Consider the following 24534-nt stretch of genomic DNA (forward strand, 5'->3'; position numbering starts at 1 on the left):
CCCATGTGCGTGGAACTTCGACTCCTGCTACGAAGTTCCACGCACATGCGGCGAAGCCGCTCTACAACCACTTCTGGCGCTTGAACACCACGTACAGCGCGCTGGAACAGATCACCATGGCGACCAGTGCGAGTGGGTAGCCGAACTGCCATTTCAGTTCGGGCATGTCGTCGAAGTTCATGCCGTAGATGGCGGCGATGAGCGAGGGTGCGAAAAGAATTGCACCCCAGGACGAAATGCGCTTGACCTGTTCGTTCTGTTCCAGGCTCACCTGCGTCATGTTGCGCATTTCTTCGTTCTGCTGCTGCGCCACCATGGTGGAGTGCACGGTCATCGCGTTCTGCAGATTGGACCGGAATGCCTCGATGCGGTCCGAGATGCGGATCGCGTGGTCCAGCACGTCTCGTAGATTGCGCTGCAATTCGACGTCGACGTGATACTTGTCCGACCCACGCTTGAGCGATTCGATCATGTCGACCAAAGGCTTTGCAGCACGATCGAATTCGGATACCTCGCGCAACAGTGAATAGATTCGGCGCGACACACTCGGATCGCCGGTGAACAGTTGATCCTCGATCTCGTCGATGTCGGTTTGCAAGCCCTTGATGACGGGAACGTACTCGTCGACGACTTGGTCGAGGATGCCGTACAGGATCGCTTCGGGCCCGAGTCCGAGCAATTCGGGGGATTCCTCGAGTCGGTGGCGCACCTTCCCGAGTTCGGGTGATTCGGCGTGACGAATGGTGACAACAAAATCTACGCCGAGGAAAATGTGCAATTCTCCGAATTCGACCTTTTCGGTCTCGTCGATGTATCTGGCGGGACGCAGGACGACGAAGAGCTGCTCGGCATAGCGTTCGAGTTTCGGCCGTTGATGGGCCGCAATGGCGTCCTCCACGGCCAGCCGATGCAGCCCGAATTCGTTTGCCACAGCGTTGATCTCGCTGAGCTCGGGTCGATAGAGGCCGATCCATGCCATTCCGTGGCGATCTCGCATGCACTCGAAAGTGATATCGAGGCTCTCGGGATTCGCGGTTCGCTTCCCCTCGACGTAGACGGCGTTGTCGACGATCGGCACTTCGGGTCACCTCGGTTCGAGAAACAGACGTGCCGGACGGCACTCGATCGAGACTATCGCCTGCGACAGTGAGGCGACGCAGCACGTACATGTCACGCACTGGCCCCAGGACAGCGGCTGCCCGGCATCGATCCTGTTGCCGTCGAGCTAGCCCTTGCCGGCGGTCACCAGAATGGGCGCGTGTTCGCTGACCTTGGTTCCGGCCTGGAAGTTCGTTCCGATCACGGTGGCATCGGGGCGGTCGTAGTCGACGGTGACGTCGGTGAATCCGGCATCCGAGAGAGCCTGCAGGGCGTCCGATTCGGAGCTCCCAGCGACAGCAGGGATGGTGGCCCGGTCCGGCGCGGCCTGGGCGATGGCGCCGCCACCGAGTGAGAGGGCACCGGCTACGGCGATAGTGGCAATGGTCTTCTTGAATCCGATACGCATGACGTGCTCCTGAGGTTGGAATCGGTGACGACTCGAATGTGCTCGTTGGTCCTGTGGCAGCGGTCGGATGTTGCTGTCAAACCCCTGTCAGTCCCGTGACATGCTGATCCGATGCTTCTCGACGTGCTCGGACTCATCGGTATCGCGGTCTTCGCGGCCTCGGGCGCGTTGGTCGGAGTGCACCGCCGGTTGGATCTGTTCGGGGTCTGCGTCGTCGGAATCACGACGGGTATCGGCGGCGGAATCATTCGCGATCTGCTGCTCGGCATCCACCCGCCGACGTCCCTGGACACGTGGCCGAATCTCACCGTCGGCTTTCTCGCCTCGCTGGTCGTGTTCGTTGCACACCGACAGATGGGAAAGGTCCGCCGCGGAGTTCTGGTGCTCGACGCGTTCGGGATGGGACTGTTCGCCTCGACCGGTGCGACGATCGCGTTGGCTGCCGGCGGTAGCGCGTTGGCGGGAGCTCTCATCGGCACGACGACGGCGGTGGCCGGCGGTGTGATTCGGGACGTGCTGGTCAACGAAGTTCCTCTGCTGCTGCACCGGGACCTCTATGCCCTACCCGCGTTGCTCGGTGCGACGGCCGTCGTGTTGGCGGACGTTCTGAGTCTGCCGGAGAACGTGGGTCTGGTCGTCGGAACAGTGCTCGCGACGGGGTTGCGTCTGCTCGCGCTGTGGCGAAAGTGGAACCTCCCGCTCGCCCGAAATCTTCCTGGTCTGTAGGTCGTCGCAGGTGGAGTAGGTACCCCTCTCAGACATATCTCAGTCGACCAGGACAAACTGTACGAATGCGGATATTGGTGGTCGACGACGATCGGGCAGTGCGTGAGTCGCTGCGTAGGTCGCTGACGTTCAACGGGTACACCGTGGACCTGGCGGTCGACGGTCTCGACGCGCTCGAGCAGGTTGCGGCGGCACGTCCCGACGCCCTGGTACTCGACGTGATGATGCCTCGCCTCGACGGCCTCGAGGTGTGTCGTCGGTTGCGCAGCGTCGGTGACGACCTGCCGATTCTCGTGTTGACGGCCCGGGACTCGGTGTCCGAGCGCGTCGCCGGCCTCGATGCCGGTGCCGACGATTACCTCCCCAAGCCGTTCGCGCTGGAGGAACTGCTGGCTCGCCTGCGCGCGCTGCTTCGGCGTACCGCGATGGAAGCGGGCATCGACTCGGAGACCATGACGTTCGCGGACCTGTCGTTGGATCCGGTCACCCGTGAGGTCTCGCGCGCCGAACGATCGATCAGTCTCACCCGGACCGAATTCTCGTTGCTCGAGATGCTGATGACCAATCCGCGCCGAGTGCTCACCAGAAGCCGCATCCTCGAGGAGGTCTGGGGCTACGACTTCCCGACGTCGGGCAACGCACTCGAGGTGTACGTCGGTTACCTGCGGCGCAAGACCGAGGCGGAGGGGGAGTCGCGGCTGATCCACACCGTTCGCGGTGTGGGGTACGTCCTGCGCGAAACGCCCCCGTGATGGTCGCGTCGTTCGGGCGCAAGTCGGCCGACAGCGTCGGCTCCTCGCCGACGGCAATGCGACCACCGATGCCCCTGACACGGACGGTGTCGCTGCGGTGGAGGGTGACGTTGCTCGCGGCCTCCGTCGTCGCAATTGCGGTGGCGGTCATGGCCATTGCCGCGTACACGGTGGTCTCGCGAGCGCTGTACGGCGATGTGGACACTCAATTGCGTTCCCGCGCATCGGCTTTGGCGGAGTCCAGTCTGGTGTCCTATGACCCGCGCTTTGTTGCCGGAGCCACGTTGTACAGCACCGATGTCAGTGTTGCGCTGATCTATCCGGACATGTCCAGCTACAACCCGCCCGGGCCCAAGGTGCCGATCGGCGATGCCGAACTCGCTGTCGTGAGCGGAGAACAGGAATCGTCGCTGCGCACACTCGACGATCAGCGGGTGCTCGCACTACGCACCAAGGACGGCAGCACCCTCGTCGTCGCACAGAGGCTGTTGCCGACCGGGGAAGTGCTCGACCGTCTGGCGTGGGTGCTGTTGATCGTCGGAGCCTGCGGAGTTGTACTGGCGGCCGGGGCAGGTATGGCCGTGGGACGCACCGGTTTACGCCCGATTGCCCGACTGACGGCGGCAGCCGAACGGGTGGCACGCACCGATGACCTCACGCCGATCCCGGTGACCGGCGACGACGAGTTGGCCCGTCTGACCGAGAGTTTCAACACGATGCTCCGCGCACTGGCCGAATCTCGCGGCAGGCAGAGCAGATTGGTCGCCGATGCGGGCCACGAACTTCGGACCCCGTTGACCTCGCTGCGGACCAACATGGAGTTGCTGATCGCGGCGGGACGCCCTGGAGCGCCGTCCATCCCGGACGAGGACATGGCCGAGCTGCGGACCGACGTGGTGGCACAGATTCAGGAATTGTCCACTTTGGTGGGCGATTTGGTCGATCTGGCGCGAGAGGATGCACCGGAGACGGTGTTCGAGCGAGTCGACCTGGCCGACGCCGTCGAACGCAGCCTCGAGCGAGCACGCCGCCGTCGCAACGAGATCGACTTCGATGCGACGTTGATGCCGTGGTTCGTCTACGGCGATCAAGCAGGACTGTCCCGGGCCGTGCTCAATGTGCTCGACAACGCGGCCAAATGGAGTCCGAGCGGTGGTGAGGTGCGAATCACGATGCGGCAGATCGGCGATGGTCTGCTGGAGCTGACGGTGGACGACGCAGGCCCAGGTATCCCCGAGGAAGATCGCGAGCTGGTGTTCGAGCGCTTCTATCGCTCGACGGCGTCGCGTTCGATGCCCGGATCCGGTCTGGGACTTGCCATCGTGCGACAGGTGGTCGTCAAGCACGGCGGGACCATCGGGGTCGAGGTGTCCGAGCGGGGCGGCGCGCTGATACGAATCGTGTTGCCCGGCGAAAGTGCCCCTGATCCCACGACACTCTCGGCAAACTGATAGCCGGATCTCAGCGCTCTCTCAGTACCGCCCTGCACAGTGAGTAGCAAGAAGGCGGGCGGACCTCTACGACGAGGTCTCTACTGAAGGAAGCAGCAACGATGAGCGACGACCGTAACGAATCCGAACAGACCGGACAGGGTGCCGGTGGCGAGCAGCATCCGGCGGACCGGGCTTCGCGCGGCGACGAACAGAGCTACTCGGCCCAGCAGCATCCGACTCGGCAGGATTCCACTCAGCAGCACCCGACGCAGCAGTTCCCGTCCCAGCAGCCTCAACCCCACAACGCAGGGTCGCAGCCGCCGCAGCAGGGTTATCCGCAGCAGTACGCCGGCTACGGGCAGGGGGCGTACCAGCCCGGCTACGGGCCGTACGGTCAGCAGGGCGATCCGCAGCACACCCAGGCTCACCACGCTCAACCCCAGCACGTGGCGCCGCAATCGAATTCGGCACCGAGCGCGGTGAAGTCCCGCCCGGGTCGGTCGGTACTCGTGGCCGGAGCCATCGCACTCGTTCTGGTCGGCGGCGGAATCGGCGGCGCGGTCGGTGCTATCGCCACAAACAATGCCAACGGCAACGGCGGGGGAGTGACAAACTCGTTGAACTCCACGGTCACTGCTGCTCAGCCCGCCGCCAACTTCCCCGACGGCTCGGTTCAGGCGGTAGCGAACAAGGTCCTGCCGAGTGTCGTGCAGATTCAGGTGAAGGGTTCTCAGGAAGAGGGTGAGGGCTCGGGCGTCATTCTCAGCAGCGACGGCTTGATCCTCACCAACAATCACGTCGCGACGGGTGCGGGTGCCAACGGCAAACTCACCGTCGCGTTCTCCGACGGATCGGTCGCCGACGCGACGATCGTCGGTGCCGACTCGGTCTCGGACATGGCCGTCATCAAGGCAGAGGGCAAGACGAACCTGACGCCGATCGAACTCGGCTCGTCGTCGAACCTCGAAGTGGGCCAGCAGGTCGTCGCGATCGGCTCCCCGCTCGGCCTGGCGGGCACCGTCACCACGGGCATCGTGTCCTCGCTCAACCGGCCGGTCTCCACGTCGGGTGAGTCCGGCAATCAGAACTCGGTGATCGATGCCATCCAGACCGACGCTGCGATCAACCCGGGTAACTCCGGTGGCGCGCTCGTCAACACGGACGGCCAACTGATCGGAATCAACACCGCGATCGCCACGATCGGCGGCAGCCAGGGATCCGGATCCCAGAGTGGTTCCATCGGGCTGGGGTTCGCGATTCCGGTCGATCAGGCCAAACGCATCGCCGACGAGCTGACCGCCACGGGCAAGGCCACTCAGGCCATGATCGGTGTGCAGGTTCCCTCGCAGGACGACGCCAACGGTGCAACTGTCGTCGAGGTCACCGAGGGCGGTCCGGCAGCCTCGGCGGGCATCCCCACGGGCGCGGTGATCACCAAGGTCGACGACCGCGTCATCGCCAGCGGCGACGCACTGATCGCGGCGGTGCGCTCGCATGCACCGGGAGATTCGGTGAACATCACCTACACCGAGGGCGGCAGCGAGAAGACAGCGACGGTGACGCTGGGTACTGCGGAGCCTGCCGCGGCCCAGCCGCAGACTCAGACGCAACAGCAGGAACAGCAACTGCCCTTCCAGATCCCGTCGCTTCCGGGCGGTCGCTGATGTTACGAGAAGCAGGCAGGCGCGGCACGGTTGCAACGATTTACGCACAGCGTGAGCCGGGTAGGGGCCTTACTACTACGGTGAGCGGTATGGAACTCGACGCACCACTGGCAGGGCGCGCGTTGGTCGTCATCGTGGACGACCGAACAGCGCACAGCACCGAGAAGGACTCGAAGGGCCCGCTCGTCACGGAACTGCTGACCGAGGCAGGCTTCCTCGTCGATGGCGTCGTCGCAGTGACGGCGGACGAAGTGGACGTGCGGAATGCACTCAACACCGCGGTGATCGGCGGTGTCGATCTGGTGGTCTCCATCGGTGGCACCGGCGTCTCGCCGCGCGATGTCACCCCGGACGTCACCGCGGAGGTGCTCGACCGCGAGATTCCGGGCATCAGCGAGGCACTGCGATCGTCGGGGCTGGCAGCCGGTTCGCTGGACGCAGGTCTGTCCCGCGGGCTGGTCGGTGTGTCCGGAAGCACCCTGGTGGTGAATCTGGCCTCCTCGCGGGCTGCGATTCGCGATGGGATGGCGACGCTGACGCCGCTGGCGAGTCAGGTCATAGCCGAGCTGTCGGGATTGGACGCATAGCGATACCGATGAGCGACGAGCCGAACGACGATCGATCGGCCGAAGACGACGCGAGCCGGGCCCGAGCAGAACGGGCCCGGCTCGCTCGCATCTTCGGTGAGGTTCTGCCGGAGACGACCGGAGACGAGCGAGGCGACGGTGCAGGCACTGAATCCGGCGGCTCGTCCTCGGGCGAATGGTTGAAGCAGCAGCGACCACCTCACTACTTCTGATGTGATCCACGACACATTTATTCGGCCGGAATGACAGGTCTGTTAGTTACTCGTTTACCTGCCGTTAGCGGCCGGGCGGGCCGCTGAGGTCAAGGAACGGGGCGAGGAAGGGCCATTCGGACCGTCCGTGGAACCTGTGGAGTGCTCGCATCGGTCGGGTCCCGATCACTGTCTTCCCATATCAGGGCTGTTTTACTCACAGTTTCGATGTGTAACGGTTTGGTGTCGTCGGAAGATGGTGTGACGCGGGTTACCAGCAATCGTCAAGTGAAAGTTGTTCACGCTCCTGAAACACATCACGGGACAGCAACTTTCCGACGCCGATCGTAGGGATTGTCACGATCAGGCATCTCCTCTAATGTTCCCCTCAGCTTCCGACAGCAGGGCGTGGGACCAACAGGTGCCGCGCCCTTAATCTCGGAACTGTTGGATCGAGGATGTGGCCTTCACGGCTCCATCCGGCTCGGGCTCGTACGCATCGTTGCGTGCGATCTAGTTCGAGGGTGAAAGCCACAAGCTTCCCCGTGCGACACCGCGCTGGGACTGAACATGATGAGGAATAAATGACGGAGATCCAGAAGTCGCGGCGCAGCCGGGGACTCAAGTCCATGAGCGTCGCAGTTGCTGCCAGCGCTTCGGTAGTCGGCCTGGTACTCGGTACCGGAACCGCTTCCGCCGCTGTCGACAGCTCGAACTCGATCGTCGACGCTGATGGCAACACCGTGACGGTGACGCTGTCCGACACTTTCATCAATGGTGTCGCTCCCCTCGACGGCAGCCCGCTCACCCGTGAGTGGTTCGCCAACGGCCGGGCATCCTACGACGTCCAGGGCCCCTCGGCCGATGACTTCGAGGGCACCCTGAAGATCGGTTACCAGATCGGCTACCCGATGAGCCTCGGTGGCGGCATCGACGTCGAGTGGTCCTCGCCTTCGGCTGAATTCAACCTCGGCTCGGGCAACGAATCCTCTGTCACCGGAACGTTCCCGCTCGATGGAACCGCGCCTTCCGTCGGACCCCTCACCGGCACCGGCACCTCCACCAGCGGCCTCGACGTCGGCGTCCAGCTGATCCCGCAGGCCACCGGCTACATCAACCTCGCAAACGGCCCCGGCGTCGTCCAGTCCGAGAGCGCAATCGCAGTTGTCGGCGAAGAAGCTGACCTCACCTCTTCCGAGGGTGACGCAGCCGGCACCAGCGGTTCCATCCAGATCGCCAACCTGCATGGAACGGCCACCCAGATCCTGGGTAACGTCACCATTCGTCCCTACGTTTCGCTGACCAGCGCAACGGGCGACGTCGCAGTCACCTACGGTGCTCCGGTTCGCCTCAACTGATTTCCGAATCGGTTGTAGCCCGGTGATATCACTTCACCTGCAGTAAATCGAGACAAGTTCAGGCCCGTACGGATTTATCCGTACGGGCCTGAACTATGTTCGGCACACACTGGTTCGACTTGTACAGAGAGGCACTGAAGCAAAGATGCACTCGAAAACCCGTTTCACAGTTGTCGCTGCAGGGGCACTCCTAGCCTTTGGCCTCGCAGCCGGTTGCAGCAGTGAAGAGTCCGCAGCATCCGGTGAGAACACCGACGTCTGCACCACCTTCGCCACCGACCACAACGCGTTCGCGGGTGTGGTTGCAGCGGGACCCGGATCGGCAGAGAACATCGACAAGTGGACCGCCGACAAGCAGGCCGCTGTCGACAAGCTGAAAGCACTACCCGGCTCCGCGTCGGGCGACGTCGCGAGTTCGCTGACCACCTTCGTCGATGCGCTGCCTGCGGACACGCTGGAACTCTCCACCACGGACAGCGAATCCGGCACTGCATTCGTCGACAACGCCGCGGCCGTAGCCTCTGCCTGTGAAGCAGACGGAACCCCGATCACCCTCGACGAACTTCCGCGGTCTACCTTTACCAACTGAGCACCCCTGGGTTGCGCTCCATCGCACCCCTGCAACGAATGAATGCGCCATTCACACTGTCAGACAGTGTGAATGGCGCATTCATTCGTCGAAACAGGCCGGTGTCAGTGCTAGGAACGCTTGCCGAGATCCGGGGCTGCGTCGATTGCCTCGCCGCTACCGCCGGTGGTGTCGGCTGCGGTCGAAAGTTTCTGTCCCGCTGCGGTTCCCCCCGCGAGGATGTCGCGAATCTGCACCAGTACGTCGACGTCGCTCAGTTCCTTCTCCGGCTGGCTCACGTAGCGCTTCTTCGCCGTGTTCACCGGGAGAATCAGGACGAAGTAGACCACCGCCGCGATGATGACGAAGTTGATGATCGCGGTGATGACTGCGCCGACGTTGACGAACGATTCCGGCGACGACGTGATCTGAAACCCGAACCCGTATTCGTTGCTGCCACCGAGGGCAGCGACAAGGGGATTGATGATGTTCGTGGTGAATGCGGTGACGATTGCGGTGAATGCCGCGCCCACAACCACGGCGACTGCGAGGTCCACGACATTGCCGCGCAGTAGAAAGTCCTTGAAGCCCTTCAGCATGAGCCCTTCTCCCAACGTTCGGTTTGTTCTGTCGCGAGAAACGTTAGTGCAGGGTGACCGTGAGTGCGCTGACCAACGATGCGGCCGCAACTGTCGTGGCGTCGTCGGTCGGTAGAGCCAGTAGTACGACGCGGTCTCGCTGCCGAGTGCCACCGGCGTCGGCGGAGACGAGCACGACCATCGCTCCCGACGCCAACACCCGTGCCGCGGGTACGGCATTCGGGTCGCCGCGAGACTCGACCGTCAACACGTCGACGCGGTCGCCTTCCCTCAGTAGGTCGGTCACCGCGGCGTCGGCGAGATGCACCGGTACGACGCGTGCCTCGGTCCCCAGAGCCGTCGTGGCGGTCCGAGATCCGAGCAGGCGCACGTCGGTGAGCAATTCGCCCGCTCGGACCGGCCCGGTGAGTGTCTGGCCGTCCACGGCCTCGGATTCGACGAGTGCGCCCTCGGGGACGTTCGTCGAGTCCCACTCGGCAACTACGACGTCGGCCGGCGTCAATACGGTGCCGGGTGTCAGGTCGCGTCCGGCGGTGATCACCCGGACCCGGTCGTCACCGGCAGCGTCGTCGACGAACAGCGCGGCCGCAATCGCGACCAGAACTCCCGCCGCGATCCGTCTGAACTTGGTGGATCCGACCCACGCCGGACGCAGGGTGATGCGATCGAGCAGCGTCGAGTCGAGTCGATTCTTGCCGGCAGCCATGGCGGAAACGCTATCGGTGGCCGTGCTGATACAGGCACCGAAAAGGCCGGGCTGTGGATAACGGCCCGGCCTGTGGATGAAGCGGAAAACTACTGGCTGGCAGCAGCTTTCGTGGTCGACGACGACGAAGTACTACTCGACGACGACGAATCCGAAGATTTCTTCTCGGCGGGCTTCGAGTCCGTCTTGCTGTCCGATTTCGCGGCCGCTGCATCGGACTTCTTCTCGCTCGCGCCTTCGCTGGCGGTACCCGAGCCGCCCCGGCTGTCGGTGCGGTAGAACCCACTGCCCTTGAAGACGATGCCGACGGAGTTGAACAGTTTGCGAAGCTTGCCCGAGCACGCGGGGCACACCGTCAGTGTGTCGTCGGTGAAGGACTGAACGATGTCGAAGCGGTTGTCGCACTCGGTGCATGCGTATGAGTAAGTGGGCATCGTGTTTCCTCCGCGCTGGTCACCGAGGAAATTCGCCGCTCTGCTGGCCGAGGCCGAACACCGCCGGTGTCTTGTCTGTTCGTCGAAACTGTCGAAACTGGGGAGAGCATTAGCACTCTACAGTCAGGAGTGCCAACGAATCGAATCGTAGCGTTATTCCGTACCCAAGCGTACGAGCCCGCTGCCGGGGGTCAACACGTGCGTCACCCGTCTGTCGTGCGGCTCGGCGGGTAGACGATCGACCACTTCGCTCTCGCGCACCACCGCGACCAGCACGGCGTCGGGTCTGCACAGGTCGAGGGTGCGGTCGTAGAAGCCCGCGCCTCGGCCCAACCTGGTTCCGCTCCGGTCCACGGCCAGCGCCGGGATCAGCACCAGAGAGCACGCCGACACGGCATCGGGATCGAGCGTCGGTCCCGACGGTTCCAGCAGACCGAACGGGGCCGTCACCAACGACTCGCGCCCGGCGTACCGAGCCCACCGCAACGGACCCGGCTCGTGCGCACTCGGAAGCAGAACGGTCGAGCCGGCCGCGGCCATCGCGTCGAGCATGTCGATCGAACCCGGCTCCCGGCCTACGGGAACGTACGCGGCTACCACCTGGTGTTCGGCCGCCAACTCGCCGAGGACGTGACAGAGTGCAGAGGACTCCACCGCGCGCTGCGCATCGTCGAGCAGTCGGCGTTCGGCGAGGACATGTGCCCGCCAACGATCCTTGGGCGTGTTCTCCGTGAATTCGGGAACGGTCACAACGATTCGTCCTCCCTTCCTGTGCTGTCGTTCAACGATATGCACTCGGGGGTAAAACGCAGCACACGGCGAGCAGATCACCAGAAACCATGGATAGGGTGAGCACCATGACAGAAGCCGTTACAGCGACGACCGCCGCCACGCCCGTGCATTTCCGCACGGCCATCGTTCCCGCAGCGGGCATGGGTACCCGGTTCCTGCCGGCCACGAAAACCGTTCCGAAAGAACTGCTTCCAGTGGTCGACACTCCCGGGATCGAGCTCGTCGCCGGCGAAGCAGCAGATTCCGGCGCACAGCGACTGGTGATCGTCACCTCTCCCGGCAAGGACGGCGTCGTCGCCCACTTCGTCGAGGACCTCGTACTCGAGAACAAGCTGGAGGCCAGCGGCAAGCTCGAGATGCTCGAAAAGGTGCGGGTGGCCCCAGGTCTGCTCGACGTCCAGTCGGTCATTCAGCACGAGCCGCTCGGACTCGGACATGCCGTCGCCTGTGCCGAGGAAGTCCTCGACGACGACGAGGATTCCGTTGCCGTCCTTCTTCCCGACGATCTGGTGATGCCCCGCGGTGTGCTCGACGTCATGGCCCGCGTGCGCGCCAAGCGCGGTGGCTCGGTGTTGTGCGCTATCGAGGTCCCCGACGACAAGGTCTCCTCCTACGGCGTCTTCTCCGTCGAGATCGTGCCCGACGCGGTCAACCCGAACGTCCTCAAGGTCACCGGTATGGTCGAAAAGCCCAAGCAGGAGGACGCCCCGTCCAACCTGGCTGCCGCGGGCCGCTACCTGCTCGACCGCGCGATCTTCGACGCTCTGCGTCGGATAAAGCCCGGTGCCGGCGGCGAGCTGCAGCTCACCGATGCCATTGCGCTGCTGATCGAAGAAGGCCATCCCGTCCACGTGGTGGTGCACCGCGGATCGAGACACGACCTCGGAAATCCCGGGGGATACCTGCGCGCTGCGGTTGACTTTGCTCTACAACGTGACGACTACGGCCCGGCGCTGCGCGAATGGCTGAACGAACGCTTGAGCGACAGCTGGGCACCGGAACTGACCACGTACGAATAGCATCGCGGGTCGATGCCATAGAGGAAGGGCCAGATGCGCTCGGTCGAAGATCAGCAGACCAGGGTGACCGCCGCGGCGGTGGCTCCACGGCCTGTTCGGGTCGCCATCTCGGAAGCACAGGGCCTGCTGTGTGCCGAAGAAGTGGTCACCGAGCGTCCCCTTCCCGGTTTCGACCAGGCAGCGATCGACGGCTACGCGGTACGGAGCGTCGATGTGGCTGCCGCGGGCACCGACCTGCGCAACGAGGACGACGAACGCATCGATCTGACGCTTCCCGTCGTCGGCGAGGTGTCCGCCGGGTCGCGTCAACCCATCCGTTTGCAACCGCGTCAGGCAGTACGAGTCGACACCGGGGCGCCGCTGCCCACCCTGGCCGACGCGGTGTTGCCCCTGGACCGAACCGACAGCGGTCGCGCCCGAGTCAAGGTGTTCCGACCGGTGCGCTCGGGCGACTACGTCCGGAAGATCGGCGACGACGTGCAGCCGGGTGACGTGGCGGTTCGCGCAGGCACGATCATCGGCGCAGCTCAGGTGGGACTGCTTGCTGCCGTCGGGCGCGACAAGGTGCTGGTGCATCCTCGGCCGCGTCTGTCGGTGATCTCCGTGGGCGGCGAGTTGGTCGACACCGATCGGACCCCCGGGCCCGGTCAGGTGTACGACGTCAACTCCTATGCGCTGGCCGCCGCCGCGCGCGATGCCGGAGCCGACGTCAACCGCGTCGGCATCGTCAGTACCGATCCCAAGCGACTGCGCGAGGTGGTCGAGGGACAGCTGATTCGATCCGAGATAGTGGTCATCGCAGGCGCAGTGGGCGGCGGCGCATCGGACGGTGTGCGTGAGGCGCTCGGCGAACTCGGCGACATGGAAGTGGAGCGAGTTGCGATGCACCCCGGATCCGTCCAGGGCTTCGGTCAACTCGGACGCGACGAAGTACCCACCTTTCTGTTGCCGGCCAACCCCGTCAGCGCGCTGGTGGTGTTCGAGGTCATGGTGCGTCCGCTGATTCGTATCGCTCTGGGACGACGGCAGCCGATGCGACGGACCGTCACCGCGCGAACCGTCGCGCCGATCACCTCGATCGAGGACCGCAAGGGATTCCTCCGCGGCCAGCTCATGCGCGACGAGGGAACCGGCGAATATCTGGTTCAGGCCCTCGGCGGCGCACCCGGATCGTCCTCGCATCTACTCGCGACACTCGCCGAGGCGAACTGCCTGGTCGTCATCGATCCCGAGGTCACCGAAATCCGAACCGGCGAAGAAGTGAAGGTCTCGTTCCTCGCTCAACGTGGCTGACGCCAGTGGCATGTTCGAGTGCCGCGGAGGGCGCATAACCACGCCACTGCGCGGAGCGCATAACATCGACGGATGCCGCGAACGTGGTCGAGCCACCCAGGTTGGCCGGCGAAATTGGGTCCAGTGAGAGTGGCCGGCGGAACCGTGACCGTGCGGCCGGTGCGGATGCGCGACGCGGCCGCCTGGAGCCGGATTCGCACCGCGGATCGCGCCCACCTCGAACCCTGGGAGCCCAGCGGGGAAGGCAGCTGGAACTCACGGCATCACATCTCCTCGTGGCCCAGCCTGTGCTCGGGGCTCAAATCCGAGGCACGCAAGGGACACATGCTGCCGCTGGTGATCGAGGTCGACGGCGAATTCTGTGGCCAGATCACCACCGGAAACATCGTGCGGGGAGCACTCCGATCGGCCTGGATCGGGTACTGGGTGTCCAAGGAGGTCAACGGTAAGGGCGTGGCGACCGCGGCCTTGGCGCTCGGGCTCGACCACTGCTTCGGTCCCGTCGGACTCCATCGCGTCGAAGCGACGGTGCGACCGGAGAACCTTGCCAGTCAGGCAGTGCTGCGCAATGTCGGTTTTCGCGAAGAGGGGCTGCTCTACAAGTACCTCGACGTCGACGGCGAATGGCGCGATCACAAGCTCGTCGCGATCACCTCGGGCGAGGTGCAGGGAACCGTCGTCGATCGGTTGGTTCGCGCGGGCCGGGCTGCCTGGGCCTGATTTCCGGTGCTGCGGCACAGGCACTCGTGTTGTCAAAGTGACAGGAGTGTAATTCGGGTCGGCGCGTCTGCATCGTTCTCGTAACTCCTCCGCATAGCCTGAGAACGTCTTTCACTGTCGCCGTCGCCGAAAGGGAGGAGAACAACGCCGATGCCGAACTCGATCATCTGGATCGGTCTCGTGGCCGTCTGGCTCTTCGTTCTTCTACCCATGCTGATGACCAAGCGTCCGCAGATCATGCAGACCACGGACGCTGCGCTCGCCACGCGAGTGCTCCATCGGGGTGGCACCAAGCGAAAGCAGCGCGGCCCCGCGACCGGGCACCGCAGTGATCCCGACTGGCGACCGGAAGACGACCTGCGAGTCTCCGCGCCGGCCCGAGAGATCTTCGGCGCCACCATCGCGACTGTTCGTCCAGACTCACCCGATCTACCCGGTACCGCGGAGGACCCGATGGACACTCACGCAGCAGAGAACGACCTCGATCGCGATGCACCGGACACGGAAGCACCGCGCGGTAGTTCGCCCGCGCACGAACCCGGTGTCGTCGACGACGATTTCGTCCCTCGCCGACGCGGCCGCGGCGGTTTCGATCCCGAGGCCGATGCGATTGCCCGGGCCGCGCGATACGCATTTCGGCAGCGCGCTGTTCTGGGGCTGGTCTTCGCGGCGATCACCACCGCGGCCCTGGCCTTCATCATCTCCCCGACGGTCTGGTGGCTGTGTGGACTGTCCGTCGCCGTTCTCGTCGGTTACCTGTACTACCTGCGTCGTCAGGTGCAGATCGAGGAAGAGGTGCGCAGGCGTCGGCTCACTCGGATGGGCCGATCCCGTCTCGGCGTGGAATCGGAAACCGACGACGAGCTCGAGCTCGTCCCGCAACGACTGCGTCGCCCCGGCGCGGTGGTACTCGAGATCGACGACGAGGATCCCGAATTCGAGCATCTCGATCACTACGAGGAGCCGTTCCAGGCACGTCGTGACGAGGACCGGGACTTGCGCAGAGCCCAGGGCGCGTAGCTACCGCCCGAAGCGGCTTTGCTAGAGTTACCCAGCCGGTCGGCATGACGGCAAAGGGGCTGTGGCGCAGTTGGTAGCGCGTCTCGTTCGCATCGAGAAGGTCAGGGGTTCGATTCCCCTCAGCTCCACCGACACGGGAACCGTCACTCAGGCGAGTGGCGGTTTTTCGTTGTCCGGCAACGGCGGAGACGAGTGTTACCGCGAAGTGAATTCTAAATGGATTTATGCGGACCGAACTAGATGGTCGGTTCGGGATTCGACTTTCGAAGACGCAAATCGATAAGCCCCGATTGTAAAATTGCCGCGCGAAACCTTCGATTCGATTGCTTGGAACGACGCGACCCGACTTGGAGAATCTTTCAAGCCGCTGAGCTGCGGATATGCAATTCGGTCAGCTTTAGGCAATTTCTGGAACATGTCGTAAGTTCGAAGACGTGGCTGGGCTGAATTCAATGTCGGAATTTGTCAGGGGATCGAAATGAACACTCTCAGTGTGGTAATTCCGGTGCTCGATGAGGTCGACCATCTGGGCGAATGCCTGACGCTGCTGCTCGATCAGGGCGACGATATCGACAGCATCGTCGTCGTGGACAACGGGTCGACCGACGGCACGCTTGCGCTGGTGAACAACATTCGCGCGGTGACGAACAAGGTCGTGTTGGTACACGAGCCCAATCGCGGCGTGGTCCATGCTCGCAATACCGGATTCGACCTGGTGGACTCGTCGATCATCGGTCGAATCGACGCCGATACCCGTGTTCGACCCGGGTGGGCGCGCTCCATCGTCGATTTCTTCGACGAGCATTCCTCCGTCGCTGCTACCGGCGGCCGAACGTTCCTGTACGAATCCCCCTGGGCTCGACCTCTGGCGTGGATGCACTCGCGCGCCGAACGACGTGAACCGTCGGTGCGCTCGGCCCTTGCGGTATCGGGCAACAACTTCGCGATCCGCGCATCCGCCTGGCGTGCGGTTCGCGGTGCGGTCAGTGAGCGAACCTGCGTGCACGAAGACATCGACCTGTGCCTGTGCCTGGCCGCCGAGCATCTGCCTGTTGCGCAGAACGGGTGGATGAAGGCCTCGGTGTCCGGTAGGCGCGCGACGACATCGCCGGCGAAGTACGTCCACTATGCGTTGGCGGGCTACCGCTCGTACCAGGCGCATGGTCTCGCGTCGCGCAAGCTCGGTCGCATCGTGGCCATGGATTGGCTGATGCACACACTGCGGTGGCCGATCTCACGACTGTTCGCAGCAGTTCCGTGCCGGGCATTGCCGGTCGATGATCGTGCCGAGTCCGACGAACGGATGCGAGCCGCCGCGTGACGGCCGGCTCGCGCATCCGCGAGTGGATGCGTAGCCCGTCGGACGTCCGCTGGGCCCTCGCTCAGATGCATCAGGCGACCATCGTCTCGTTGGCGAATGTGCCGTTCCTGCCTGCTGTGCTGCGCGCATCGGTTCTGCGGCCCGCGGGGCTGCGGACAACAGGGCCGTGCCTGATGTACGGCGGTTCGATGATTCAAGGGCGAGCATCGGTTCGGTTGGGCACCGGCGTGTTCGTGAACTTCGGCTGCTATTTCGACGCCGTTGCCGACATCGTGATCGGTGATCATGTCTTCATCGCGGATCACGTTCGTATTCTCACGAGTACTCACGAGACCGGGCCGTCGGGTCACCGCGCAGGCGCATTGCGGGGAGAGTCGGTGGTGATCGGTCCAGGAGTGTGGATCGGGTCCGGCGTGGTCGTGATGCCGGGCGTACACATCGGTGCCGGCTGCATCATCGGGGCGAACTCGCTGGTGACGCGAGATTGTGAACCGGACGGTGTGTACGTCGGCTCTCCGGCGCGTCGTCGCCGAGAGTTGAACGACCTTCCCGCATCGGAGCAATGGATCGGGGACAAGGCCGAATTTCGTGATCGGGAGGCAATGCAAAGATTGATACTTCCGCCGAATTCTGAATTCTGATCCGTAAAGTCCGAATAATTCGACGGGTTCTTTTCTTGAAGTAATGATGTAGCATCGTCAACGTCAGCGGCTCGAAATCAAATGCGGTCACCGTGTAAGGGTATCGAGCTACACGATTGCCAAAAATGTGTCAGGGGTTGGCGTTGTGAATACTCTTTCCATTGTTGTGCCTGCGTTCGACGAGTCGGCTCATATGCGCGAATGCCTGGATGCATTGCTCGTTCAGCGCGAACGCATTCGCGAAATCATTGTCGTCGACAACAATTCGACGGACGACACCGCGGCCATCGTCGCAGAATACGCGCGGCGATTTCCGCAGGTGGTTCTGCTGCGGGAGTCCGAGCGCGGCGTCGTACACGCACGCAACACCGGTTTCGATCACGCCTGCGGATCGATCATCGGCCGCATCGACGCCGATACCCGTGTCGAGGCCGGCTGGGTCGACTCGGTACTCGACTTCTTCGATCGCCGACTCGACTATGTCGCAGTCACCGGGCCGATCTACCTCTACGACTCGCCGTGGGCGCGACCGTACCGGGCGTTCGTCAACCGTTCCGTGCGGAACAGGCCTTCTGCGCAGTGGGTTTCTGCCGCATCGGGGAACAATTTCGCTATCCGCAGATCCGCGTGGGAGGCCGTTCGCGGTCGCACGAGCCTGCGCACCGACCTGCACGAGGACATCGATCTGTCGCTGTGTCTCAACAAGGTCGGTCTGCGTATCGCACAGATCGAGCCGATGCGCGTCGAGGTTTCTGGACGTCGGTTACTGACGCCACCACTCGAGTACCGGCATTATGTCCAGAGCTCGTATCGAACGTGGGCCCATCATGGGCTGGCCAGTGGTTGGTTGCGCAGATTACTGATTTCGGACCTGGTTCTGCACACGGTGCATTGGCCCCTGACGCGAATTCTGTCGTCGTGTGAATCTCGGATTCTCCCGGTCTCGCATTACGGAGTGGGCAATACATCTGTGCGTGATCTGTCAAGTATTCGCGACGAGAGTTATGCTGCCGCGATGCGCGGAAAGTAGATCCTTCGGCATTGTCGTCTGCCCGATTTCTCGCGTGAGGAATGCGGAAAGGGTCACCAAACCGGGTCTTTCGAGGGATTGTCGGTCTGTACCGGTTTTCGTGTCCAGGTATTCGACCAGTGCCGGCGCGGCCTGAGTTACCGGTGCGGCGGTTCAGCTGGCATTGTGGTTGCATCCGGCGGGACGCAAGGAGCGGTGGGGCAGTAGAAGACACAGGCGATGCCACCTCGTGAGCTCCGAAGGAGAAACCGTCGGCGACAGCTGTTGCGGCGGTCGAAACGGGTGCGCAGTATGGTTGATCGATTGACGATCCACCTACCAGTGGCGCCGGTAGATTGACGGGCGATATTGTGAACGGGCCGGTTCCGAACACAGGATCTGTCCCTGCAACTTCTCTACGGAGTGTGAATGTCGTTCGAGATCGTCGACCTCGCTGAAACGTGGGTCGCGGGTCTTCCCGTTCGCAGCCCCAAACGGGCGCTCGGCCGCCTCGACGATCCGGCACTCGATCAAGCGTGGTCCGCAGTTCTCAATCAGGAGACCTCCGGTCCGCTCGCATCCATTTATACCGACTTTGCCCCCGGTATCGGCTCGTACAATACGCAGGTAGTCGGTTATCTGTGTTCTTCGCTCGGTCAGGTTGCGCGCGGACATCTGGTTGCGAAAGTGCCCGCGGCGAAATATGCGCGCTTTTCTGCGGTGGGGTATTTCCCCGAGGTTCTGACCCGATTGTGGACTCAGATCGATCATGCCGAAGAGCAGGGCGAGATCGTGCGGTCGTTCACCGGCGATTACGAGTGCTATCCGCACGCGTACAAGGTCGACCTCTATCTGGCGATCATTGCGCCCGGCGGTTCGTGATGACCTTCCGTGTCACGGCACGCAGCGCAGAGCTGTTCAGTGGGTTGGTGGCACCGCGGGTGAAGCCCGGCGCGGAATCGAGCGGCAGCGAGTGGATGCGATTCTTACGAGATCGAGTGCGCGAGAAGCATATCGACGCAACCCAGGTGATCACGGTGTACGTTCCGGATCCGCACGGCACGGTCAATGCGGTGGTCGCGGTCTCGGTGGACTCACCCGGTGACGTCGCCGTCGGGGATGTGTTCGTCTCGGTACCGACCGGCGTGTTCGCGGTATTCGTGCCCAGCGGGGCTTTGGCGGATCCGATCGAGGACGTGTGGGCTCAGGTCGACGATTGCGTTGTGTCCGGATCGATATTTCGCGCCTACAAAGAGGAAGTCGAAGTCGTTACAAATATCGGAGAGGTGGAACTTTTCATTTCAATCGTTTTGTAAACGAGCCGTTTTTCATGCAATTGTCACTTTCGAATCACAAAGTAGCCACCGAACCGGTTACTATTGGCGAGCGCTGGCGGTCCGATATGGCGAAGTGAATTCCACGTTCACCTCGATCGGTCGACGGGTGGCCAGCGCGTACAGAGCGTCGATGTCATGGCAAGGTCGACAGAGCAGGGGTGTTCCAGCATGGTGAGACAACTCAGAGCAGAAGCCACTCGAGCGGCCGCGCTGCGCGCTGCAGCAGATCTCTTTCTCGAGGTGGGGCACGCGAATGCCACGCTGAGTCAGGTGTCAGCGCAGTCCGGTGTGACCAAGGGTGCGCTGTACTTCCATTTCGCGTCCAAGGAAGAATTGGCCCGTGCGATCGTCGACGAAGGTCACGAGCGCGTGTCCACTGCGTGCGCCGGCTTGGTCGACAGTCGCAGCCCGGCTCTCGAGTCCGTCATCGGAATCTCGTATTCGGTACTCGAACTGGCGGCATCGGACCCCTTGGTTCGCGTCATGTACCGGTTGCAGATGGAGATCGACGGATCCGACACCGCCCGCGGCAGTGTGTTCGGCACCTGGGGAAACATCTTCGAGCATCTCTTCGAGCGGGCCATCGAGCACGGTGACGTCGCCGATCATTTGGATGCGGGCAACGCGGCGTTGCTGGTGTGCGAGATGCTCGCCGGAGTCCTGATGGTGTCCGAGGCGCAGTCGCGTCTGGAGGATGCCCCCTCGCGCATGGAGAGGGTATGGAACACAGTCCTTCCCTCACTGGTGCCCGCCGACAAACTCGCGTACTTCCGCGAATTCGCTGCGCGGAGTCTGTCCAGTTTCGTACGCGAGAACATGACGTCGGGATCTGTCACCGTCTGAGAATCTCGTGATCTCGGGGTGCTTGCCGCACCCGGGTTTGCCGGGCACACTGTGTGACATGGAACACACTGTGCAGCAACCGCGGATGTCGGACAACGAGCTCCGGAAAGCGATCGGCACCCTGCAGCAACGTGCGGACGATGCACGCAAGCATGGTGCCGACGACGATGCTGCGCGCATCGAGCGCACCATCGCCGACTACCGAGACGAGATGTCGCAAAGATTGTGACGACCCTCCCGGTCGTCACCGCGTAGGGTCGAAATCGAACTGACACGTGGCAACCGGTGGGGGATACAAGCTTCGATGGCTACATACGATCTGCGCGGCAAGAAGACGTTGATCACTGGAGCAGGTAGCGGAATCGGCCGGGCAACGGCCATCGCTGCTGCGGGAGTGGGAGCCGAGCTCTTCCTCACCGATATCAACAGCACCGGTTTGGCGGAGACGGTGGACCTGGTCGGTCGCGCGGGCGGTACCGTCAGTCACTCGTTGCCGTTCGACGTGTCCGACTTCGAGGCCGTCACCGCGTTCGCGGACGACATTCACGCCGAGTTCGGCAGCCTGGACGTCGTGATGAACGTCGCTGGTATTTCGGCGTGGGGAACCGTCGAGAATCTCGAGCACCGGCACTGGAAGTCGATGATCGACGTCAACCTGATGGGTCCGATTCACATCATCGAGAAGTTCCTGCCTCCGATGATCGAGGCCGGACGCGGCGGCCATCTGGTCAACGTCTCGTCTGCCGCCGGATTGATTCCTCTGCCGTGGCACGCTGCCTACAGCGCCAGCAAGTACGGCCTGCGCGGGGTGTCCGAGGTGCTCAAGTACGACCTCAAGCGCCACGGAATCGGCGTCAGCCTTGTGGTGCCCGGTGGTGTCAAAACCGGCCTGGTGCAGACTCTTCAGATCGCCGGCGTCGATCGCGACGATCCGCGCGTACAGAAGTTGCAACACCGATTCGAGAAGCGTGCGGTCGAACCGTCTGTGGTTGCCGAGGCAATTCTCGCCGGAATCGCCAAGCGCAAGTACCTTGTCTACTCCTCCAACGACATCAGATTCGGGTACTGGGTCGCCAGAAAGTTCGCCCCGCCCTACGAGTTCGTACTGCAGAAGGCAAACGATCAGTTCTCCAAGCTGCTCGAGCCGCGTCGAGTCGAGGGTTCGTCGAAATCGACGTCCAACGTGCGCGCACCCGGCCCCGAATAGGACAGCTCGTCGTGCGGATTGGCCAGTGCGCAGCCGGCCAACGACAGGCAACCGCACCCGATGCACCCGGTCAAGTTGTCACGGAGCCGAATCAGTTGCTCTATCCGAGAGTCGAGTTCGCGATGCCACCGCGTCGAGAGCCTGGCCCAGTCCTCGCGCGTCGGCGTCCGCTCGTCCGGTAGTTCGCTCAACGCCTGACGTATGTTCGCCAGTGGGATCCCGACCTTCTGCGAGATCCGGATGAAGGCAACCCGTCGCAGAGTTTCGCGATGGAATCTGCGCTGGTTACCCGAGGTTCGACGGCTGCTGATCAGCCCCTGTTTCTCGTAGAAGTGCAACGCCGAGACCGCGACTCCGCTGCGCTCGGACAGCTGGCCGGGGGTCAATTCGCGAACGTTCCACTCGGGCATCGGCACGACCTCGACAATACTTCAGGTCCTGATCCCAGCGGCGACTGGCGAATGGGTTTACCGTTCGTTCATGAGTGTCGATGCGGCTGCGGGCACATTGGGTGCCAACTCCGAGGTAGGGGTGCTGCGCACCGTCATGCTGCACCGGCCGGGAGACGAGCTTCGACGCCTCACCCCGCGAAACAACGATCAGCTGCTGTTCGACGGTCTGCCGTGGGTCGATCGCGCACAGGACGAGCACGACGCGTTCGCCGATCTCCTGCGTGGTCGCGGAGTCACGGTACTGCTACTCGGTGAGCTTCTCACCGAGGCCATGACGGTCAGCGGCGCAGCGCGAATGCAGGGTATCTCCGCCGCTGTCGATGCCCGACGGCTCGGCCGGGCGCTCGCCGAGGACCTCGCCCAACATCTGCGAGGTGTACCCGCGGCCGAACTGGCGCAGATCCTGATGGCAGGCATGACATTCGACGAATTGCTCGAGGCGGAAACGGGGGAGCCGCAACCGATCGGGACATCGCTGGTTCGGCGAATGCATCACGGTGGGGACTTCGTCATCGATCCGCTGCCGAACCTGTTGTTCACCCGCGACTCGTCGTTCTGGATGGACGATCGAGTGGCGATCACCTCGCTGGCTCTGCCTGCCCGAGTGCGGGAGACATCGCTGACCGATCTGATCTACGCATTCCATCCGATGTTTCGGGGCGTGCGGCGCGCGTACGAGTCGCGGACCGCTCCGGTCGAGGGTGGGGACGTGTTGCTGCTCGCCCCGGGCGTGGTGGCCGTCGGAGTGGGGGAGCGCACCACGCCCGCCGGTGCAGAAGCGTTGGCGCGCAGCCTGTTCGAGGACGGTCTGGCGCACAGTGTGCTGGTGGTGCCGATCGCGCAGGAGCGCGCGTCGATGCATCTGGACACGGTGTGCACCATGGTGGATACCGACGCGGTGGTGATGTACCCGGCGATTCAGGACACGTTGTCCGCCTTCACCATTCGCCGCGAGGACACAGGCGTCAGTATTCGCGGTGCCGACCCGTTTCTCGAGGCGGCCGCCGAAGCGATGGGCATCGGCAAGCTGCGGTTGATCGATACCGGACTCGACCACGTCACCGCCGAGCGCGAACAATGGGACGACGGCAACAACACGCTGGCCATTGCGCCGGGAGTCGTCGTCGCGTACGAGCGCAACGTCGAAACGAATGCACGGCTCGAGGCGTCGGGCATCGAGGTGCTTCGGATCTCCGGATCGGAACTGGGCTCGGGCCGAGGCGGTCCCCGATGCATGTCGTGCCCGGTGTCCCGCGAGAGGTTGTAGCGCTCTACAGGACGGTCTGCACCTTGTCGGCCGGTCGGGCGAGCACGGTGCCCTTGTCGGTCACCACGATCGGGCGTTCGATGAGAATCGGGTGCTGGGCCATCGCCGCGATCAGCGTGTCGGCATCCGCGCTCTCCAGTCCCAGTTCCTTGTAGATGCTCTCGCGAGTTCGAAGGGCCTGACGGGGTTCGAGTCCGGCGTCGGCGAGAAGCGTGCGGAGTTCGTCCTCGGTGGGAGGCGTCTCCAGGTACCGGATCACCCTCGGAACCACACCTGCGTCCTCGATCAGTTTCAGCGCTGTGCGAGAGGTGTTACACCGCGGATTGTGGTAGATGGTTGCCGAGGCGGTCATGTTTGCAATCCTGCCACGCGGGTAGCCACCCCGACAGATTCACGCCATGAACGGGAGTAGTCGACATGACCGACAAGCGCATTGTCATTGCAGGTGGCCACGGCCAGATCGCCCAACATCTGACTCAGGTTCTCACAGCGCACGGAGATCGTGCGGTGTCGCTGATTCGCAACAGCGACCACGTCGATGCTGTCACCGCGCTGGGCGCGCTGCCGCAGGTGATCGACCTCGAATCGGCCTCTGTCGACGAGGTTGCTGCAGTGTTGGCCGACGCAGACGCGGTGGTGTTCGCCGCAGGTGCAGGCCCGAACAGCGGTCCCGAGCGCAAGGACACGGTCGATCGTGCGGGCGCGGTGCTTCTGGCCGATGCCGCCGAGAAGGCCGGTGTTCGCCGCTATGTCCTGATCAGCTCGTTCGGTGCGGGAGAGCCGGTCGCCGAGGATCTCGACGCCGGCTGGAAGGCCTACATCGAAGCCAAAACTGCTGCAGAAGACAATGTTTCGGCCAGGAGCGGATTGGATTGGACGATTGTGCGTCCGGGTAAGTTGACGGATGAGGACCCCACCGACTCGGTGGCTCTCACCGAGCCGCCGCTGGACCCGGGCGAGGTGACGCGCGCCGATGTGGCCGCGGTGATCGCACAGTTGCTCCACACCGACTCGGCCGTGCACAAGACGCTGATGCTGACGTCCGGTCCGACCTCTGTCGTCGACGCAGTCGACGCGCTCGGATAGGG

30 protein-coding genes and 1 tRNA gene are annotated in these 24534 nt (G+C 63.4%); 23 read left to right on the forward strand and 8 right to left on the reverse strand.

From position 1 onward, the window contains the following. Window positions 1–61 precede the first annotated feature (61 nt). Window positions 62–1078, reverse strand: a complete 1017-nt coding sequence (gene corA / locus R4P57_RS22560; protein ID WP_317805091.1) for a magnesium/cobalt transporter CorA — start codon at window positions 1076–1078, stop codon at window positions 62–64. A gap of 147 nt (window positions 1079–1225) precedes the next feature. After that, window positions 1226–1507, reverse strand: a complete 282-nt coding sequence (locus R4P57_RS22565; protein WP_317805092.1) for a PASTA domain-containing protein — start codon at window positions 1505–1507, stop codon at window positions 1226–1228. Window positions 1508–1618: 111 nt separating this feature from the next. Between R4P57_RS22565 and R4P57_RS22570 the strand changes: the two genes are divergently transcribed. From R4P57_RS22570 to R4P57_RS22605, 8 genes are all read left to right on the forward strand, one after another. Beyond that, window positions 1619–2233, forward strand: coding sequence for a trimeric intracellular cation channel family protein (locus tag R4P57_RS22570; protein WP_317805093.1), 615 nt, complete (start codon window positions 1619–1621; stop codon window positions 2231–2233). Between the two features lie 65 nt (window positions 2234–2298). After that, window positions 2299–2985 carry a response regulator transcription factor gene (locus tag R4P57_RS22575; protein ID WP_032395747.1) on the forward strand — a complete coding sequence of 229 codons (687 nt, stop codon included), beginning with the start codon at window positions 2299–2301 and terminating at the stop codon, window positions 2983–2985. Beyond that, window positions 2985–4436 (forward strand): HAMP domain-containing sensor histidine kinase, encoded by a 1452-nt coding sequence (locus R4P57_RS22580; RefSeq protein WP_317805185.1) that lies wholly within the window; start codon window positions 2985–2987, stop codon window positions 4434–4436. The genes R4P57_RS22575 and R4P57_RS22580 overlap by 1 nt, the downstream gene beginning before the upstream one ends. Before the next feature lie 101 nt (window positions 4437–4537). Then, window positions 4538–6082 (forward strand): S1C family serine protease, encoded by a 1545-nt coding sequence (locus R4P57_RS22585; RefSeq protein ID WP_317805094.1) that lies wholly within the window; start codon window positions 4538–4540, stop codon window positions 6080–6082. 89 nt (window positions 6083–6171) lie between these two features. Next, window positions 6172–6669: a molybdenum cofactor biosynthesis protein B gene (locus R4P57_RS22590; RefSeq protein ID WP_037191958.1), complete on the forward strand. Its 498-nt coding sequence runs from the start codon at window positions 6172–6174 to the stop codon at window positions 6667–6669. 8 nt (window positions 6670–6677) lie between these two features. Further along, on the forward strand, window positions 6678–6881 hold the full coding sequence (locus tag R4P57_RS22595; RefSeq protein ID WP_317805095.1) for a hypothetical protein: 204 nt from the start codon (window positions 6678–6680) through the stop codon (window positions 6879–6881). Window positions 6882–7444: 563 nt separating this feature from the next. Continuing rightward, a complete protein-coding gene (locus tag R4P57_RS22600; protein ID WP_317805096.1) occupies window positions 7445–8218 on the forward strand; it encodes an MspA family porin in 774 nt (257 codons plus the stop codon). A 145-nt stretch (window positions 8219–8363) separates the two neighbouring features. After that, complete coding sequence (locus tag R4P57_RS22605) at window positions 8364–8807, forward strand: hypothetical protein (RefSeq protein ID WP_317805097.1); 444 nt, start codon at window positions 8364–8366, stop codon at window positions 8805–8807. 110 nt (window positions 8808–8917) lie between these two features. Here R4P57_RS22605 and mscL read toward each other — a convergent pair whose 3' ends face one another. From mscL to R4P57_RS22625, 4 genes are all read right to left on the reverse strand, one after another. Then, window positions 8918–9385 carry a large conductance mechanosensitive channel protein MscL gene (gene mscL, locus R4P57_RS22610; RefSeq protein ID WP_317805098.1) on the reverse strand — a complete coding sequence of 156 codons (468 nt, stop codon included), beginning with the start codon at window positions 9383–9385 and terminating at the stop codon, window positions 8918–8920. Between the two features lie 43 nt (window positions 9386–9428). Beyond that, the gene (locus R4P57_RS22615) at window positions 9429–10091 is read right to left on the reverse strand and encodes an SAF domain-containing protein (protein ID WP_317805099.1); all 663 of its coding nucleotides are present in this window, start codon (window positions 10089–10091) and stop codon (window positions 9429–9431) included. An 89-nt stretch (window positions 10092–10180) separates the two neighbouring features. Beyond that, entirely contained in the window at window positions 10181–10525 is a 345-nt protein-coding gene (locus tag R4P57_RS22620; RefSeq protein ID WP_037192233.1) for an FmdB family zinc ribbon protein, read from the reverse strand. 153 nt (window positions 10526–10678) lie between these two features. Then, window positions 10679–11275 (reverse strand): 5-formyltetrahydrofolate cyclo-ligase, encoded by a 597-nt coding sequence (locus tag R4P57_RS22625; protein WP_317805100.1) that lies wholly within the window; start codon window positions 11273–11275, stop codon window positions 10679–10681. A 107-nt stretch (window positions 11276–11382) separates the two neighbouring features. On the opposite strand from R4P57_RS22625, the gene R4P57_RS22630 reads away from it, so the two are divergent. The 13 genes from R4P57_RS22630 (at window position 11383) to R4P57_RS22690 (ending at window position 21727) form a co-directional block, all read left to right on the forward strand. After that, window positions 11383–12336 carry a UTP--glucose-1-phosphate uridylyltransferase gene (locus R4P57_RS22630; RefSeq protein ID WP_037192236.1) on the forward strand — a complete coding sequence of 318 codons (954 nt, stop codon included), beginning with the start codon at window positions 11383–11385 and terminating at the stop codon, window positions 12334–12336. Between the two features lie 33 nt (window positions 12337–12369). Then, on the forward strand, window positions 12370–13629 hold the full coding sequence (gene glp, locus R4P57_RS22635; protein ID WP_032395737.1) for a gephyrin-like molybdotransferase Glp: 1260 nt from the start codon (window positions 12370–12372) through the stop codon (window positions 13627–13629). 72 nt (window positions 13630–13701) lie between these two features. After that, window positions 13702–14349, forward strand: coding sequence for a GNAT family N-acetyltransferase (locus R4P57_RS22640; protein ID WP_037191969.1), 648 nt, complete (start codon window positions 13702–13704; stop codon window positions 14347–14349). 150 nt (window positions 14350–14499) lie between these two features. Next, entirely contained in the window at window positions 14500–15369 is an 870-nt protein-coding gene (glpR, locus tag R4P57_RS22645) for a gephyrin-like molybdotransferase receptor GlpR (protein ID WP_317805101.1), read from the forward strand. A gap of 55 nt (window positions 15370–15424) precedes the next feature. After that, window positions 15425–15497: transfer RNA gene (locus R4P57_RS22650), tRNA-Ala, on the forward strand. A 350-nt stretch (window positions 15498–15847) separates the two neighbouring features. After that, window positions 15848–16690, forward strand: a complete 843-nt coding sequence (locus R4P57_RS22655) for a glycosyltransferase family 2 protein (RefSeq protein ID WP_317805102.1) — start codon at window positions 15848–15850, stop codon at window positions 16688–16690. After that, window positions 16687–17331, forward strand: a complete 645-nt coding sequence (locus R4P57_RS22660; protein ID WP_317805103.1) for an acetyltransferase — start codon at window positions 16687–16689, stop codon at window positions 17329–17331. The genes R4P57_RS22655 and R4P57_RS22660 overlap by 4 nt, the downstream gene beginning before the upstream one ends. Window positions 17332–17497: 166 nt before the next feature. Then, window positions 17498–18361, forward strand: a complete 864-nt coding sequence (locus R4P57_RS22665; protein ID WP_411742417.1) for a glycosyltransferase family 2 protein — start codon at window positions 17498–17500, stop codon at window positions 18359–18361. Between the two features lie 408 nt (window positions 18362–18769). Further along, complete coding sequence (locus tag R4P57_RS22670) at window positions 18770–19222, forward strand: effector binding domain-containing protein (protein WP_317805106.1); 453 nt, start codon at window positions 18770–18772, stop codon at window positions 19220–19222. Continuing rightward, window positions 19222–19656, forward strand: coding sequence for an effector binding domain-containing protein (locus R4P57_RS22675; RefSeq protein ID WP_317805107.1), 435 nt, complete (start codon window positions 19222–19224; stop codon window positions 19654–19656). Before R4P57_RS22670 ends, R4P57_RS22675 begins: the two co-directional genes overlap by 1 nt. Before the next feature lie 189 nt (window positions 19657–19845). Next, window positions 19846–20520 carry a ScbR family autoregulator-binding transcription factor gene (locus R4P57_RS22680; protein ID WP_317805108.1) on the forward strand — a complete coding sequence of 225 codons (675 nt, stop codon included), beginning with the start codon at window positions 19846–19848 and terminating at the stop codon, window positions 20518–20520. Between the two features lie 58 nt (window positions 20521–20578). Next, window positions 20579–20749, forward strand: a complete 171-nt coding sequence (locus R4P57_RS22685) for a hypothetical protein (protein ID WP_170945719.1) — start codon at window positions 20579–20581, stop codon at window positions 20747–20749. 75 nt (window positions 20750–20824) lie between these two features. Continuing rightward, complete coding sequence (locus R4P57_RS22690) at window positions 20825–21727, forward strand: SDR family oxidoreductase (RefSeq protein ID WP_317805109.1); 903 nt, start codon at window positions 20825–20827, stop codon at window positions 21725–21727. Here the strand turns inward: R4P57_RS22690 and soxR are convergent. Then, the gene (gene soxR, locus R4P57_RS22695) at window positions 21643–22143 is read right to left on the reverse strand and encodes a redox-sensitive transcriptional activator SoxR (RefSeq protein ID WP_317805110.1); all 501 of its coding nucleotides are present in this window, start codon (window positions 22141–22143) and stop codon (window positions 21643–21645) included. The two genes, R4P57_RS22690 and soxR, sit on opposite strands and share 85 nt — an antisense overlap. A gap of 64 nt (window positions 22144–22207) precedes the next feature. Here soxR and R4P57_RS22700 point away from each other — a divergent pair, with 64 nt between their 5' ends. Beyond that, window positions 22208–23446, forward strand: a complete 1239-nt coding sequence (locus tag R4P57_RS22700) for an arginine deiminase (protein WP_317805111.1) — start codon at window positions 22208–22210, stop codon at window positions 23444–23446. 4 nt (window positions 23447–23450) lie between these two features. Here the strand turns inward: R4P57_RS22700 and arsC are convergent, their stop codons facing one another. Further along, complete coding sequence (gene arsC / locus R4P57_RS22705; protein WP_317805112.1) at window positions 23451–23798, reverse strand: arsenate reductase (glutaredoxin); 348 nt, start codon at window positions 23796–23798, stop codon at window positions 23451–23453. A 65-nt stretch (window positions 23799–23863) separates the two neighbouring features. Between arsC and R4P57_RS22710 the strand changes: the two genes are divergently transcribed. After that, entirely contained in the window at window positions 23864–24532 is a 669-nt protein-coding gene (locus R4P57_RS22710) for an NAD(P)H-binding protein (protein ID WP_317805113.1), read from the forward strand. Window positions 24533–24534 lie beyond the last annotated feature (2 nt).

This window comes from Rhodococcus sp. IEGM 1330 (assembly GCF_033142445.1).
Classification (GTDB): Bacteria; Actinomycetota; Actinomycetes; order Mycobacteriales; family Mycobacteriaceae; genus Rhodococcoides.